The organism is Desulfosarcina variabilis str. Montpellier, from assembly GCF_048565275.1.
Lineage (GTDB): Bacteria > Desulfobacterota > Desulfobacteria > Desulfobacterales > Desulfosarcinaceae > Desulfosarcina > Desulfosarcina variabilis.
In genome coordinates this window covers 4356007-4371470 of record NZ_CP159846.1, presented here as the reverse complement: position 1 = coordinate 4371470, position 15464 = coordinate 4356007, and the positions used below count along the sequence as shown (strand labels likewise).

Genomic DNA, 15464 nt, shown 5'->3' with positions numbered 1-15464 from the left:
ACTCAACCTTAATAGGTTTATGCCATGGATTTGAAATTATAATTTTTCTCCCACACGCCATCAACAAACTTGCGATAGTCCGATTTTTCTCTGAAAGCAATGATATTTCCGCATGAATCATCATCGAACAATCTCTGGGGATATTCGACAAAACCCCGCCATCTCTGTTGATTGCCATATTCACATACTGGAAAAAGCTCTGAAATGATCATCCGATATCCCAAATCATCCAGGAACTGAATCAATTCTGCTGTCGAATAGCCAAGCGGTAATGTTTTTCTTTCTTCATATTCGCACATAATCACCCTGGGTTTAAATTTATTCCAATCATTCCCCTGCAACACAAAAAAATCATAGCCCTCCACATCAATTTTCAAAAAATCAATTTCAGGAATATCGAAATTAGAAAGGAATGATTCAAGGGTTGTCACTTCCACATACTCGGAAAAGCAATGGCTGTAGTGAAAATCCGAAAGAGCGGTGATGCCATCGGAAACATCGCTAATAAACAACGGCAACTGTTTAACCTCTTTATTTGAAAGCGCCTGCTTTATGAGATGGACGTTGTCTATCTTCCCGTATGCCGCACGAAGATAGTTATTCATTCTTTCAGCAGGTTCAAATGCATACACTTCCCATCCGTCCGAAAGAAACGGTTTAAAGGAAGTTCCCATGTTCGCACCAACATCAAACATAATTGGATTCCTTTTATTGTTTCTTAAATAATCGAATACCACTGCAATGTCGTTAACATTCTCAGGCAAAGCCAACGTCGGCTTTCCATTGAATCGTTGACATTCTTCATGATACTTTTTTTTGTAACCGGGCGGTATGAGTAACACATCAAATTCGGGGATATTTTTATCTTCAGGAGAGTAAACTTTGACTCCAAATAATTCTGAGTCTAAGGTCTGGTGGCTATCTATTATGCACGAAACTTTGATAAATTCGTCCAAATTTCCGCTTTGCAAAAGGCACTGTGTGAAATAGGAAGCCCCCAATATCGCTATTTTATTAGATTTTCTATTTACGAATTTTCTACGAATATCCTCGTGATCGCTCCTGTTACCCCTTAGAGTTTTAACCGGGCCATGAAAAAGATAAACATTTTTCTTAAATTTCCGAATCGCTTTCATGAACAATCCAGGTTCATTTTGCTCATCCAACACAACGACTGCATCAAATTCGGTGTAAACACTGTTATTGCTTTTTAGAACAGGAATTCCTAATAGACTATAAATTTTTGGATTTTCATCGTAAATAGCCTCAATTTGAATCCCGGAATTTTTATAAAAAACATCAGACAAGATCAGATTAACCGTTTGAAAATTGAGACCGAAAAGCGCAATACGCCGGTGGTTACGTCTTTGCAAAACCTCAAGCAGTTTTTCGATATACAATTTAGATTTCTTGAGAAAATCCTGTTTACCGTGGCATGCAAATATGTACTCAAATTTCAAACCTATTGATTTTTCGATAAATTCTGGATAGTTATGCTTATTCGGAACGATTACCGCCGTCTGCTTATTCATTTTTTTTAAGGATTTATGACGGATGATTGGAAATTTGAGAAAGGTATCTTTTTCGAAACTGTCATCAATAACGCCTATAATGTTGATATGTGCCGGAATGGATCCTGACAACAATAACAACAAGGAATATTGGCTTGCGCCATAAACATAGACATCTTTTATTCCATATCGATCTAATAACTCAGGTGCTATACTGCTTTCCATACGAATATTCTTATTCCACCGATACAGGAATCGATTAGTATATTCCACCAGATCGTATTGAACCTGACCCAAGCTATTTTCCCTTCGCTCGGTTTCCATCCAATTATTCTTACCATGAATCCTGTACGTACCCGCGGGAGTTTCCAGTGTATAGGTCAACCCGAAAATTGGTAGAGGCCTGGATATTGGACCATCTGCGCAAATTCGCCATTTGGTTTCATCAATCGGAAAAATATTTCGCAATATGCGCCTAGGCGACGCCAAACCGCTAGAGGATGAGAAATAATCGGTCCTGAGGTAGCCGTGATATCGTTTGAGGATATCCCCTTCACCGATTTCCAATGTTCCTGGGAAACGATCTTCTTTCAAATTGCCATTCTGATCGATTACCCTCAGTTGGTGCTGCACCAGTGCATAATCCTTCTCCACGAATTTAGCGTATACGCGTTCCAATTTGTCAGAATCGAACAAATCATCACTATCTAAAAATGCCACATATCTTCCGGTTGCTTTTTCGAACCCTGCGTTAAACGCCGAAGCTTGCCCTCCGTTCGATTTATATATTTTTTCTATCCTTTTATCATTGAACGAATCTATTATATCCCTCGACCCGTCAGTTGATCCATCATCGACGACAATCAGTTCAAACTCATCAAACGTCTGCTGAAGCACACTATTGATCGCATCTCCAATAAATTTTTCATAGTTATAGTTGGACAGGATAACGCTGAACATTGGATTGGTTTTCCATTTTTTCATTGTATTGAGAACTTTCTATCAGTTTTATAAAAGGCTTGTATTTTTCAGGAGGGATTAAAGATTAAATTCAATATGCTCAAAAAAATCAATAATTTCAACTGATGAGCCAAACATTTCCCTAAGAGGGTCAGTCATCTTTTCTTTTACGTATCGAGAAGTAACAATCACCGCTTTAGGTGATATATTTCCTAATTGATCTGGAAAAACCGGCTTGTGCCCAAAAAGGCAGCTGTATGGACTTCTGTAATTATCGATAACGGCGCCAACCATGCTATGATCCATATATTTCACCTGATTGTAGATATAAGCAATTTTTTTTCCTGCGCCAAAAATTACAATCTCTTTTGGCCCATATTGTTTTGACAACATCTTCCAAAGTCTCTGCAAAGCCTGCTTTTCTTTAAATTCGCGAAAATTCGTTATAAAACCGCTGTTTTCAGAGCCCTCATACCAAGCCCCATGCAATAAATTGCAATTCATGCACCCTCTTATACGACGCCTTTGACCGATGCTCATATTTTTTAGCATGTCCATTCTATCGTGGCTGTAATATACATCTGAAAAAGAGTCGCTTTTCAAATCTCCAAAGGCATTTTCAGAATTGTAATCGGTACAGCATAAGCTCATTTGACCATCTGTGGTAATAACCACGGTATGAAATACATATTCACAAAACGATTTATTTTCACCCTTATATTCATTGGCGGTAAGATTGGATTGATTCAGATCCCTGGGTGGTTGAACCTGAACCATATCCGCTCTTTGAAGCAGCGACTCAAGACGGGAGTCCAGACATTCCTTTCCTAAATATTCGGATTCTCGTAAATTGTTTACCCAGGCTTTTACCTTTTCTGGATGATTATTTAAAAAATACTCGAAGTTATGCAAAACTTTATTATAGATACCTTTCACTCCGCGCATATCCTCAAAAGAATCCCTATCAACCCCATCAATACTCCAAACGACACGATCCAGCACTCCGGTGCCCATAATTGCATCATTTTTTTCAGGGGTCCATAAAGTGCCGTTGGTATGCAGGTAAACCTCAGGGCTGAAATCCTCGCTTCTTTCCTGAATACCACTAACAATTTCTAAGATTTCAATAAAACCGGGATGAAGGAGCGATTCGCCAGACATGTAAAGTGCCAGCGTTCGAAGTCTTGGATGACATTCGGCAATATCCATCAGGATCTTTTCAAACAATTCCAGATTGATATGTTTTTTCCGTTTGCCGCTTTCGAACGTACAATACTTACATTTCAAATTGCATATGGAAGTAAGTTCAAAATTAACGCGTTTCACATATTTAAATGTTCTGTCGGTTACCAAATCCTCATATTTCATACGGTAAACATCCAGGATAAGTTTCTCAGCGGCTTCATATTTTCCCTGTAGATACAGACGATTCGCTGCGTCTTCCATTACCATTATAAACGCATCGTCCTCTTCCATCCCTTCATATAGTCCAAAGCCGGCTAAAAAACTGCCGCAGGTTTTCTGTGACAAAAAGGTTTCAATGTCATCGGAATATTCCTTGATATGACGAAAAAAGGACTTATCCTCCGATTTAATATTTTTTCTTGTTTTTGTCCAAAACCTCTCGGCGACTTTCAATTTTTCTAAAGAATGCGACATATCCACTTTACTTAAAACTCCAGAATGAAATGTTATCTGCCATACTAATTCCCGCTATTTTTGGATATGCGTAATATGAAATGTATTTTCATTTGGTTGGCTGATATTGAACCGATGTGAGAATACTTCCCCGACTTGATCAATGAGTGCGTTCCTTTCACATTTCATGTTTACTACGGCAGTTCCAGTTTGTGAAAGATGGCGTATCAGCAGATTTGGCAGTAATTCTAATTTATTTATTGAGTTTTTTTTATCGGTATCAATCTCGATATAATCCGGTTTCCGCCTGTCAAAATAATAATCCCACATCTCAATTTCAAATGGATCATCAAGAGGTATGCAGATCAATCCCTCACAACCGTCTTCCACTATTCCGGTTGAAACTTTTAGAGGTTCGTCATTAGAAATAAGATATATTTTTGCCTTGATATGATTTTGATTATATAAAAGTGCCAATTTAAAATAAGAAGTCGCCATGGCTCGCATCTTATGATCCAGACAGTCCTCACCATATTTGAAAGCTGCCCATGCCATAATTTCTTTTTGAGCCACTCCTGAATTTATGATATTCTCAAATATTTCCTTAGCCCCATCTCTGTCGCCTTTTTTCAATAATTGGAGTCCGATTTTATAATACAGGCCGTGCAGCGATGCGTCGGTTTGCGAGCACTTAAACAACGTCTTAATTGCCCGGTGCGCCTTCTCCGCTTCATTTAGGTTGACCAACAACATCACCTTATGCTTCAGAGAGATGGCATCATCGGGCTCTAATTGCAGAATTTTTCCAAGTATGAAAAGCGCCCCTTTGAAATCATCTAATTTATAGAGAATATCGAATTTTAAACGTAGCGCATCAAGATTGAACGGCTCAATGAAAAGCGCATTCTCAGCGCAAATCATCGCTTTCTGAGTTTGACCCTCTAACAAAAAGGCGCGGCCTCTTTTAATCAACAGAATTGGAGAATCTGACACGGGTGGATAGGGGCAAATTTTCAGCCACAATTCTTTTATGTTATTGAGGGGGACTTCGAATCTTCTGTTCCTTCGTGCCTCTGGTATAGTCTGCAAATAAGAGCGGATATCGAATGAGACTTTATTTTTTTTATTTTTTTCAGGGGTACTGCTGTGGCAGGCCGAGTGTTTTTTGAAGGGGCAAGGGGTTTCACTGCCTGAGTCAATAATAAATTTTACTATACGCTTCCCGCTATTACCATCCAAAGGCGCGATGTGCGATGTTCTGATTTTTTCCCTGCCGGAAGCGTGAAGATGTGGATCAGCCAAATAGCTTTTTATTGCTTCACTCAGCTCAGCCATTGAACTGACGAGCCACGTACTGTTTTGCATCACGAGCGGCTGATAATGTTCATACTCATACTCTCGTGCGATAGAATCTTCATAGTACTTATTCTTATCCCCGTCAAAGGCAAGAGATATAACCGGTTTATCGTATGCAAACGCATCCAATGCCATAGATCCTCTTGTTTGAATCACTAAATCCGAGTGGTATAAAAGATTTGCGAAAAGAACCTGATCTTCATGGCCCGTTTGGGTTGAATCCGATTCGGTAAAACGATGTGATTTTATCGTCACGACGTGTTTTGAATGTAATATGGATGAAAACTTCACTCTCCATTCTTTATCTTGAGGATGGGGCCGTATGCAAAATATTGCGTTCTTAATATTTCCATCGGAAATCGCATCGACAATCCATTTCGCAATGGATGGTTCATGGACACCCAGCACCCCGACGTTGCTACCGAACAATATCATTTTTTGGGAATGATCTTTAATCCCTATACTATTGAAAAACTCTTTTTTTAAAAGAATTTTATTTTTGTTTGTAAAAATATCCATTTGCGGTTTTCCGACAACACGAAGGCAGTCTTTCGAAATACCATGATATTGAACCATCTCCTGTTTCATGTAGGAACTTGCAACCGCAATTTTATAAAACCCCTTGGGGGTCGGTCCCTGTGTGGTGGTCTGATCCCAACTCGCGACATAGCCAACCGTTTTGATGTTCAATCTTTGAAGGGCTTTTAGCCATCCGACTGTTTCCGGATTGTGAATGCGGGCAATCATAAATAGATCGGGAGAAATTTCTTTTAAGAATTTTAATCGGACTGGATCTGGGGGGCTAAAAATGCGAGGGCGCAGATTATATAGAAGATTGTAAAAAACTCTGCTTTTTTCAAAAGGCCATGTCACCAATTGCCCTTTATTAAAGCCTGTATACATCTGATATTCTAGTCTATCTACCAGACTCTTTTCTTTCCTGATATTTGTTATCGACAGATTGTTTATTGCAATGAATCGACAAAGCAGTGACGGATAGAGATATCCCCGGTCAAATTTTTGTTTCCAATTACTGCGTCCGTTTATTTCCGGCAGGCGACGCGCCTGAATATGTCGAACACCTCGCTCAGCAATTGTTCTCAGTACGAAAGTATTTGAGGTCAAAAATTTAAAATCAAATTCCGGATGCGCCACCAATTCATCCCATGCACTAGTGAATAAAAAGTCCCGAATGGAGAAGAGGTAAGGCAGCCAAATGGCTATACATCTGCGCTTGTTCATTCTTTTTGAATTATATCACCAAACCGTTCTGCCGCCATCAATCACTATGTTAGACCCGGTCATATAGGAAGAAGCTGAAGATGTCATGAAAAGGATAGCGGCCTTGTACTCGGTTCGGCCTGCCATCCGCCCCATGGGAATTAAATTTGTCAATCTGGAAACAAATTGAGAATCCTGGTTGTTGAAAACACCGCCCGGAGATATGCAGTTCACTCTGACATTTTTTTGACACCAATAGGTCGCCAGATATTTCGTCAATCCCACTATCCCATGCTTCACTACTGAATATGTCACCGGCTTTACCAACTGATCGTCACATGATTTTTTTGGATCCTGATAAATCCTCTGGTCAGGTGCAATTATGCTAAGATCGGAAGCAATATTGAGTATTACGCCGCCGCCATTTTCAGCCATATAACACCCGAATGCCTTACAGCAATTAAATGCACCGGTTAATCCGACGTCGATGTCCTTTTGCCACATTGCATCGGGAAAGTTTTCAAAACGTGAAAAATGTGCTTCAGAAGCCGCATCAAAGCTCGGGTTGTTTGCAGCGTTATTAATCAAGATATCGATTCGGCCAAATCTTGAGCATACGATTTCCTTCATTTTCTCTATCGATGCATAACAAGTTACATCAGCCGAAACACCCATCACTTCAACCGGATACGCTTGGGACAGCTTAGCGGAAACGGCCTTTAATTCTTTTTCTTTCAGATCTGAGAGGATCAGGTTTGCACCTGCCTCCGCCAAAGCCGAAGCATGTTCAGGTCCGAGCAAGCCCGCCGCTCCGGTTATGATGGCAACCTTCCCATCCAAATTGAATTGCGAAAATGTATCCATTATCCAATTCGCCTGAGCTTTTGCCTCACCGGCACCTCGCTCTCCCAGACTCTTTTCTCCCCATCCCCCATAGCGGCTTCCACCGCTCGAACGTAACTGACCATCCGTTTCATACCATGGGGCTCAACAGATGCTGCCTGATCGCTCCCCCACATGGACCGGTCCAGTGTAATATGGCGTTCGATAATACATGCTCCTAAACATGCTGCAGCAACCGAAGTCACAAGCCCCACTTCATGACCAGAGTACCCTATGGGTAGTTGATATCTATTACGCAATGTCTGAATACAGTTCAGGTTCAATTCCTCATTATTTGCCGGATAAGTGCTGTGACAATGCAACAAAGCCAGGTCTTTTTCACCAAAAATTTGGACCGCATGATCAATTTGAGCTAAGGAACTCATTCCTGTAGAAAGAATTTTGGGTTCGGAATATTTTTTATGATGGTTCAGAAGGTTGTCATCGGTCAAAGAAGCAGACGCCACTTTATAACAAGGCGGGGAAAACTGTTCGATGAACTCCAAACTATCTTCATCCCAGCAGGATGCAAACCATATTATTTCCTTTTTTCGGCAGTAGCCGTCGATAATTTCATACTCTTCCTGTCCGAATTCCAATCCCCGCTTGAGTTCACCATTTGTATCACCAAACGGGGACTCTCTGAATTTTGCTAATTCCTTTTCGGAGAATACGATATCAACTGTACGTTTTTGAAACTTAACCGCCTGGCAGCCGGCATGTATAGCCGAATCAATCAATTTCTTTGCAATGTCGATGTCACCATTATGATTTATTCCAATTTCAGCAATTATGAAGCAAGGGTGCCCTGAACCTACATGGTATGAGCCTATGTCCAAGATAGATTCACTCATGGTTTTCTCCGGTGTATTCTATTGATTTTAAACGGGGAGGCGGTAATTATCTGAAACCGCACAAATAGATATCCCTTTGGCGAGAGCATGAAGCGCTTTTTCCACTTTTATCAAATCTTCGGGGTAATCAATTTCATAAATCGGTTCATCGACCACATATGGCAAAACATGACGGCCGCACATTGAATTTTGTTCCAAAATGGCACGGGGGCGTATCACATCCACATACCCATTTTGCCAATAAACCACCGGTAACTCCTGCCTCGGCAAGGAATGCGCATTGGATTTTCCAGGCAAGGTTAATGCTGGCTGCAAATATCCATCCTTTTCAAGCCACATCTTATACGGCGTTTGGAGGGAAACAGATACGGATCGCAACGAATCTGCCGACTGGTTTTCCTGCATTATTGAAATGGCCTTATCGATTTTCTCGACATTTCGTACGGGGCCTGTTGGTCGTAAATGGACGATCAAGTCTGGAACATAATTTTCAGTATCCTTGAAATAGTCTAAAGCATGGCGAAAAACATCGATATCGGGAGACAAGTCATGAGCGAACTCTTCTGGCCGAAGAAATGGTACTTCCGCGCAATATTCTTTTGCGATGCTGCTTATTTCCAAATCATCGGTACTGACGACCACCCTGTTTATCAACTTTGAAGACAATGCCTGTTCAATTGACCATGCAATTAACGGTTTCCCAGCGATCGATATAATATTCTTCCGGGGTACACTTTTTGAGCCGCCACGTGCGGGTATCAATGCGAGGATATGAATTGTAAACTCCTTTAATTCAGGTATTCGGGCTTGCCGGAAGCCAAAGACGCCTTTATGGCCAATGCCACGCGAAGGCTGGCAAGGCCCTCTTCAAGCGATACAAGAGGTTGCGATTGATTTTCAATACTTTCAAAAAAATGACTGATTTCATCTAAAAAAAGCTGATTACGGTCAAACTCATGATACTCCGACTTTTCAGACAATTGCCCCTGATCATTATAAAGACAGGCTGTTAGATTGACAAAATCCACCTCAACTTTTCCACACTCACCAACAACGGCGCATGTACGAACGGGTGGCTTTTGCAAATAATCCATATGCAGTGAGACTGGAAGAACCTTAGTATTGTTCCGGCATTGCATCAAAATGCACGCGGTATCTTCAACGTCAATTTCAAGTGAGCTCAAATGCCCTCCCAAGGCATAAACGGACTCCGGCACACCAAACAGACTGTATAAATAATCCACTTCGTGGATTTGGGTAAGCACGACGCCCCCCCCTAATTTATTTTTAGCGGCGTAAATCTGCCTGTAATCTTCGTATTTGTGAAACCCGGGCATATATTCGCCCACCTCTGCCTTGACAGCCAAAGGCATCCCGATATCGTTATTCAGTAAATGTTCTCTCATTTTCAAATAGCAGGGATGAAATCGAAGCTGGAACCCTACCATTGCCGTAAGTTCTTTTTGTTTTACGATTCTTATCAGCTCTTCATTACCATCCAGAGAGTGAGACAGCGGCTTCTCAATGAATAAATGACATCCAGCTTTTGCAGCCATTGTAGCTGATTCAATATGAAGGCTGCTGGGGTTACAGATAAAGGCGGCCTCCGGATGTGTACTCAAAGCTTCATCCAGATTCGTATAGGATCGGATATCCAACAGCTTTTCGACATTTGCTTGATCGTTTACCGTTAATTTCTGAGTAATTTCATGAGTAAGCCCACGGACTCTGTAGGCAAAAACTTCCACCGAGTCTCCCATGAGTCGACGAATATTTCGGGCATGTCGTTGTCCAATACCGCCCAATCCGATCATCAGTATTTTCACATCACCACCTTTACCGATATTACCGCTTTTGAAAGGGCCTCCCGTACAAATCGATTATATCCGGCTGCAATACCCAGATAATCTTTGCCAGGAGCGGCCTGAAGAACAAGTGTCCCGCTGAATCTCACCCGGATGATTGCCTCAAACACTGCTGGGAAATCGACATCTCCACTTCCCAAAGGAACCGTGGGGCCGCCGATTTTTCGATCCTTCAAGTGTATCCCCGCTATAAAAGACCCCAGAAGCTCTATGTCTTTTGCGCAATCGTAGCCCTTGGCGGCTGCGTTGCCTGTGTCGTAGTAGACCCCGATTGCAGGATGGTCTATGCGATTTACCAATTCAAGGTATTTTTGAGACTCAAGCTCCGTTTCAAGTCCGATTCGCACCCCCATCGATTCCGCAAGGTCCAAAGGTCTTTGAAGACTTTCAGCCAGTTCACGCATTTCTCTATTACTTCGTATTTCCGATGTTTCCAGGACAGGTAATAGGACTGTTTCCCCTCCGATTTCATGTGTGTAACGAATGATGGACTCAAGCATACGGATATTTTGCGCACGTTCCTCTTCCAAAACACGGAAAAAAAGATTTAGCATGAAATAATCAGCGCAAACGGATGATATCCTTACCCCGCTCCTTTCAATGCAGTCTTGAATAGATTCCCGACCAGCTTCGGAAGTTATCGGATTAACATAAGAACGATCATCCTCGAACAGCCACTCAATAAATGCAATATCGCACTGTCGTGCATTTTGGAATTCATCTTTCCAGGTGTTGACCGGAAACGCCTGAATTCTGTTTAATGGCGGTTCGGAAAGTCGTCCCTGCATGATGCCGACATTTATCATGCGACACCTTTTTGGCGGCCGCTATTTGAAAGTTCCAACCAATGACTGAGATCCCTTCCGATCAGCTGCCCCAAAGCATATACGTCATTTTCAAATGCCTGGATAAGTTTTTTTATAAGCCTTTCTGAAAATTCTATACGTTCGCCATGCACCGTATTCCATTCCTGTATTTTGTCTCTGATTTCCGAGCCGATACCCATTTTATCAAGCGTTTCAAAAATCAATCTAACATTTTCCGTGGGCCTCTTAAGCAAACGTGCCATTTCAATATTTCGATGTTTTTTGGTTACATGGACTCTCGAAAAACTCATCTGATGGTCACTTTCCAAGTCTAAAAAAACCAATATTTTTTCATAAACGTCTTGGGGATTTTTTTTAAAATCATCATACACGACAAAAAAAAGCTGTTTTTTCGGGACAACTGCAAAGGCCCGTTTTACCTGTTCCCCAAATAATGCATTTTGCCTGTAAAACAAGAGTTCCGGTTCCCTGCAAAACTCTGGAATCATCCGGCCCTTCATTCGCTCATATTGGGAGTCCCATGCCTTTTCAGGTTCAATCAAGTCCTCATTCAACGTAAAAACGCGATGAGCGTGCCATGACCTGAACCAGTCAATTGGATTGCGGAGATGTATAATGATTTTAGCTTTTGGATTATGCTTCATTATTTCCCGAATTGCCACTTTTGAGTATAGATACCAGACTGACCCTTCTCCGATTAGTTGATTATTTTCTCCGCCGGCAAAAAGATCCAGATATTCGGACAGATTTTTGGCTACACAGGGTCGGTTCATATCGAAAGAAAAATAATTAATCTCCTTTTTCCTATAAAAATAGATGTCAGGATGTCCCGCTAAATAAGAACAAATAGCGGTTGTTCCGCACCTGGGAGCACCGACTACAAAAAAATCCGGGAAATGCTTTGAAATCTTATATAATTTTTTATGCATAGGAAAAACAATATTTCAGGAGGGCAAATCAGTAGCGCATTGCCATTATCAGCTTTTTATGTTTTCCTCTAAATTCCTTAAATATTCTGTGATATGATACTTTTCAAATTTCTCATACCATTCAGGTTCCAAATAATTCCCCATATGTTCAGTTGTTTTTTCAAATGTTGTCAACCAATAGTAGCCTGCATCTCTTATAGCCAATGCAAATTTCCTGTCGGTGCTATCACCGGCACACATACCCGTTTCGAATGGAAAAGAAGGTATCTCATTTAAAATAGATTTTTTAAAAACATATGAGTATCCTGTTTTCCCACTGAAAGCTTTAACGTTTCCTCGTTGCATTAAATAGGTATCGCGATTTTGGTTCACCCGTTTATTTTCCAGCCATTTTTCGGCTGTGAGCCCAATACTTTTAGTGAACTGCTGAATCCAATCAATAGGGATTTTAAAATTTCTGCAGCTGATGTCGTGATGTTCAGTCAATTTAGTTATTTCATCTTGCCTGTCCTGTCCTGCGGCCGTTTGTCCACTTACGAGACCGATTTTCGGAAATGTTTTGATAACTTCCAAGTGCTTATCAAGCCACCCTGGGTGAAAAAAAATATCATCATTCGAAAAAGCAATGTAAGTGCCTTGAGCGGCAAAGTATGCAATATTTAAAGCACCGCTAAGGCCGATGTTTTTGCTGTTTAAAATCAGATGGTCAATATGGCCCTTGTCTTTCAGTCTATTTAAAAAATCGACAACTTTTGCATGACTATTATTGTCTATGACAAGGAGATCGTAATTATCCCCACTATGCATTAATAAAGAGGCGATATTATATTTGAGGATCTCGAAACGTTCTTCATAATAATTATTAAAATGAGGGACGCAACAAAGCACAACAATAGTTGTATCAGCTGGCTTGTACCCGCTCTTTTCTCCTTTTAGAGGCCCCCTACCTATTCGTCCCATACCTACTTCCTCAACAAAGCTGCCTTTCTCTGAATGCAATTTTTTATCAACTCTTTGGACCTTTCAACATTTTCAGTGAGATCTGTCTGAAAAAAATCTATAAATTGATCAAGTTGTGAATTTGTCAAATCCCACCATCTTAATTCATTTAAAAGCGCCTGAATTGATATCGGAAATCTTTCACGGATTATTTTTGCTGGATTTCCTGCAGCAATACTATAATTTGGTATGTTTCTTGTTACGACTGAACCTGCACCAATCACAGCGCCATTTCCAATTTTAACACCTTTTAAAACAATTGATGAACATCCCATCCAAACATCGTGTCCAATCAGGATAGGTAAGTCTGGTTGATATGCTTTCATTTTACCGCCAAGAAATAACCTTCCTACATGAATGGCAGGATGATCTATCGGATGATCTTTCGAAAATATTGATACTCTTTCAGCAAGCGAGCAATACCGTCCTATGGAAATATTTCCCCGAATTACGCAGGAATCACCTAATGTGCTTGCGTAACCAATTCGCACATTCCCTATTAGCGTGCTGTTATCACCAATCTGATTACATCCCTCAAATTCGGCTTCATTTCTAACATTTGAGCCTATTCGTACCTCATCCTTTAATTTTTTTTTCATTTTTTGTATTTGCGTGGTTTTGAATAAAAACGTAAGTTTGCCTTTCCCTCTTCAATTTCTCAATCGGGATTAACCTTTTTTGGGGTAATATTGAAATATCTTTTGTCGCGAACGCGACTATTCTTTGTGGGTTATTTTTACACATTTTATTCGCTTGGTTTCTGTATACTGGCCGCCCCCTTAAGGTTGGCGGCGCATCAGATAATACGACCTTGTAACCAGATTTGATTAACATCTCAATCGCATCTTTGTACCATTTTCTGGGACCAAATATCGGAAATGTAAAATTTCCTATATCTTTGAAAGATTTTTCGGCTCCTTGAAGCACATTAAATTCTCCGGCATTAACTGTAATATTAACTAATTTAGGTACTATTTTTTTTAAATCGAGATAAGATGAAAGCGTTTTTACATGTATTGTAGTTTTTTTAAAATTAGTATCCTTCCCGCCCCTCCAATGATATATTTTTTCACTTACATGCCCCCCGTCTGATTCTTGGTGAATTAGAAAATCCAAGTGACCGCTATCTGACCATACCCCGAATGGTTCAACATAAATATTTTTGATTCCATATCTTCTACAATACTTTTTATGATATTCGATATTTTTCTTCTCCGGTTCGAAAACAATAACATTACCTTTTTCTCCTACTAGTGTAGAAAGCATAGCAGTTTGCGAAACGCCAGCATCAAATGTCCAGGCGGCACTTCCAACTTGTAAGACGTTATCTCCCTTTTTAACAGATTGAAATGGAAAAGTCCTTTTTAAGAAAAACCGCATTATCGAATACTGATAAAAAAAGCCAGGGATAGTGATAGTAAAGATATTTTCCCTTAGCAGTTTTATATACCAGTCTGAGATGCTTCTTTTATTATCGTAATAATATATCATGGGTATTCAATATCACAATCCATCATTATTTCAGTCATGTTAAATTTCACAAGTTTACGATATATAATGGGATAGTCAAGTCTTGCTATTAGTGCTGGCTTCACGAGTCCCAATCCTCGTACAAAATTACCACGCACTATCGAACAGGTGGAGCTTCGATTCCCCCCCCCCTTTAATATGGTACCTAAGATTTTAAACTTCGATAAAGCTCAATATCGTATTTATTGTATTTCTCAAATATTTCTATTTCTGTTTTTTTTAATTTTTTCTCTTTAATTATTGATTGATTAGAATGTGGCCCCTTTACTGGCAAATCCATCATTTTATAAATTTCCGAAAACGATTTCTCAGCTCTTTCTAAATCTCCGATAAAATAGAATTTATCCAAACTTTTAATCATCTTTTCATATTGTTCGTCATTAAAATTGTCTGGCCAAATTAAGTCCGATGTACACATTCTGCTGTATAAAAATTTACTCATGTAATTATTAAATGAAGCAAATTCGATAATCCATTCCTTGATTGTTCGAATCGTTCCATCATCACGCCTTACGCCTCTTCTCGCTTGCTTTCCTTGAACTCCCATTATCAGATAATTATAATGCGATAATAATCTTGCATATGGATTTCTTAGCATTGTTATATAGCGCACTTTTTGACTTTTAGGAAAATGCCTATTATGGATACCGTAGTAGGAAAAATGTCCCATAACGATTCTTGTATTTTTTTTATTTATTGTCTTCAAGTAATCATCTACATCTTTTGAATTTTTCAATGGGGGTATTTGTGGATTTGCGAAACCATAAAGATCAATATATTGACTATCCGGTAAATTTTCAATTACATGATCACGTATAGATAGTCCGCCGCACTTACCGACATGGACAATAATATGTAATGATGAAAGACAAGAGTTTTTAATCATATCTTA

The 15464-nt window shown here is 40.0% G+C and carries 13 protein-coding genes; all 13 read right to left on the bottom strand.

The window, feature by feature from the left end:
• Positions 1-17: 17 nt before the first annotated feature.
• Positions 18-2495: an FkbM family methyltransferase gene (locus Dvar_RS19705; RefSeq protein WP_419663646.1), complete on the bottom strand. Its 2478-nt coding sequence runs from the start codon at positions 2493-2495 to the stop codon at positions 18-20.
• 54 nt (positions 2496-2549) lie between these two features.
• Complete coding sequence (locus Dvar_RS19700) at positions 2550-4130, bottom strand: radical SAM/SPASM domain-containing protein (protein ID WP_419664137.1); 1581 nt, start codon at positions 4128-4130, stop codon at positions 2550-2552.
• Between the two features lie 54 nt (positions 4131-4184).
• A complete protein-coding gene (locus Dvar_RS19695; RefSeq protein WP_419663645.1) occupies positions 4185-6620 on the bottom strand; it encodes a CDP-glycerol glycerophosphotransferase family protein in 2436 nt (811 codons plus the stop codon).
• A 102-nt stretch (positions 6621-6722) separates the two neighbouring features.
• The gene (locus tag Dvar_RS19690; protein WP_419663643.1) at positions 6723-7550 is read right to left on the bottom strand and encodes an SDR family oxidoreductase; all 828 of its coding nucleotides are present in this window, start codon (positions 7548-7550) and stop codon (positions 6723-6725) included.
• Positions 7550-8422, bottom strand: a complete 873-nt coding sequence (locus tag Dvar_RS19685) for an N-acetylneuraminate synthase family protein (RefSeq protein WP_419663641.1) — start codon at positions 8420-8422, stop codon at positions 7550-7552. Before Dvar_RS19685 ends, Dvar_RS19690 begins: the two co-directional genes overlap by 1 nt.
• A 27-nt stretch (positions 8423-8449) precedes the next feature.
• Positions 8450-9184: a cytidylyltransferase domain-containing protein gene (locus Dvar_RS19680; RefSeq protein ID WP_419663639.1), complete on the bottom strand. Its 735-nt coding sequence runs from the start codon at positions 9182-9184 to the stop codon at positions 8450-8452.
• A gap of 26 nt (positions 9185-9210) precedes the next feature.
• A complete protein-coding gene (locus Dvar_RS19675; protein WP_419663637.1) occupies positions 9211-10248 on the bottom strand; it encodes a Gfo/Idh/MocA family protein in 1038 nt (345 codons plus the stop codon).
• On the bottom strand, positions 10245-11093 hold the full coding sequence (locus tag Dvar_RS19670; protein ID WP_419663635.1) for a sugar phosphate isomerase/epimerase family protein: 849 nt from the start codon (positions 11091-11093) through the stop codon (positions 10245-10247). The genes Dvar_RS19675 and Dvar_RS19670 overlap by 4 nt, the downstream gene beginning before the upstream one ends.
• Positions 11090-12043 (bottom strand): sulfotransferase family protein, encoded by a 954-nt coding sequence (locus Dvar_RS19665; RefSeq protein WP_419663634.1) that lies wholly within the window; start codon positions 12041-12043, stop codon positions 11090-11092. Before Dvar_RS19665 ends, Dvar_RS19670 begins: the two co-directional genes overlap by 4 nt.
• A gap of 48 nt (positions 12044-12091) precedes the next feature.
• Positions 12092-13003, bottom strand: a complete 912-nt coding sequence (locus Dvar_RS19660; protein WP_419663633.1) for a glycosyltransferase family 2 protein — start codon at positions 13001-13003, stop codon at positions 12092-12094.
• Positions 13004-13005: 2 nt separating this feature from the next.
• The gene (locus Dvar_RS19655; RefSeq protein WP_419663631.1) at positions 13006-13641 is read right to left on the bottom strand and encodes a CatB-related O-acetyltransferase; all 636 of its coding nucleotides are present in this window, start codon (positions 13639-13641) and stop codon (positions 13006-13008) included.
• Positions 13619-14533 (bottom strand): FkbM family methyltransferase, encoded by a 915-nt coding sequence (locus tag Dvar_RS19650; RefSeq protein WP_419663630.1) that lies wholly within the window; start codon positions 14531-14533, stop codon positions 13619-13621. Before Dvar_RS19650 ends, Dvar_RS19655 begins: the two co-directional genes overlap by 23 nt.
• A gap of 184 nt (positions 14534-14717) precedes the next feature.
• Positions 14718-15458 carry a sulfotransferase family 2 domain-containing protein gene (locus tag Dvar_RS19645; RefSeq protein WP_419663628.1) on the bottom strand — a complete coding sequence of 247 codons (741 nt, stop codon included), beginning with the start codon at positions 15456-15458 and terminating at the stop codon, positions 14718-14720.
• Positions 15459-15464 lie beyond the last annotated feature (6 nt).

What these genes read in the sequence shown, in the direction of transcription:
- Dvar_RS19685 (WP_419663641.1), bottom strand. Translation starts at nt 8,422, where the DNA reads ATGAGTGAATCTATCTTGGACATAGGCTCATACCATGTAGGTTCAGGG.
- Dvar_RS19670 (WP_419663635.1), bottom strand. Translation starts at nt 11,093, where the DNA reads ATGATAAATGTCGGCATCATGCAGGGACGACTTTCCGAACCGCCATTA.
- Dvar_RS19645 (WP_419663628.1), bottom strand. Translation starts at nt 15,458, where the DNA reads ATGATTAAAAACTCTTGTCTTTCATCATTACATATTATTGTCCATGTC.
- Dvar_RS19660 (WP_419663633.1), bottom strand. Translation starts at nt 13,003, where the DNA reads ATGGGACGAATAGGTAGGGGGCCTCTAAAAGGAGAAAAGAGCGGGTAC.
- Dvar_RS19665 (WP_419663634.1), bottom strand. Translation starts at nt 12,043, where the DNA reads ATGCATAAAAAATTATATAAGATTTCAAAGCATTTCCCGGATTTTTTT.
- Dvar_RS19650 (WP_419663630.1), bottom strand. Translation starts at nt 14,533, where the DNA reads ATGATATATTATTACGATAATAAAAGAAGCATCTCAGACTGGTATATA.
- Dvar_RS19700 (WP_419664137.1), bottom strand. Translation starts at nt 4,130, where the DNA reads ATGTCGCATTCTTTAGAAAAATTGAAAGTCGCCGAGAGGTTTTGGACA.
- Dvar_RS19705 (WP_419663646.1), bottom strand. Translation starts at nt 2,495, where the DNA reads ATGAAAAAATGGAAAACCAATCCAATGTTCAGCGTTATCCTGTCCAAC.
- Dvar_RS19655 (WP_419663631.1), bottom strand. Translation starts at nt 13,641, where the DNA reads ATGAAAAAAAAATTAAAGGATGAGGTACGAATAGGCTCAAATGTTAGA.
- Dvar_RS19690 (WP_419663643.1), bottom strand. Translation starts at nt 7,550, where the DNA reads ATGGATACATTTTCGCAATTCAATTTGGATGGGAAGGTTGCCATCATA.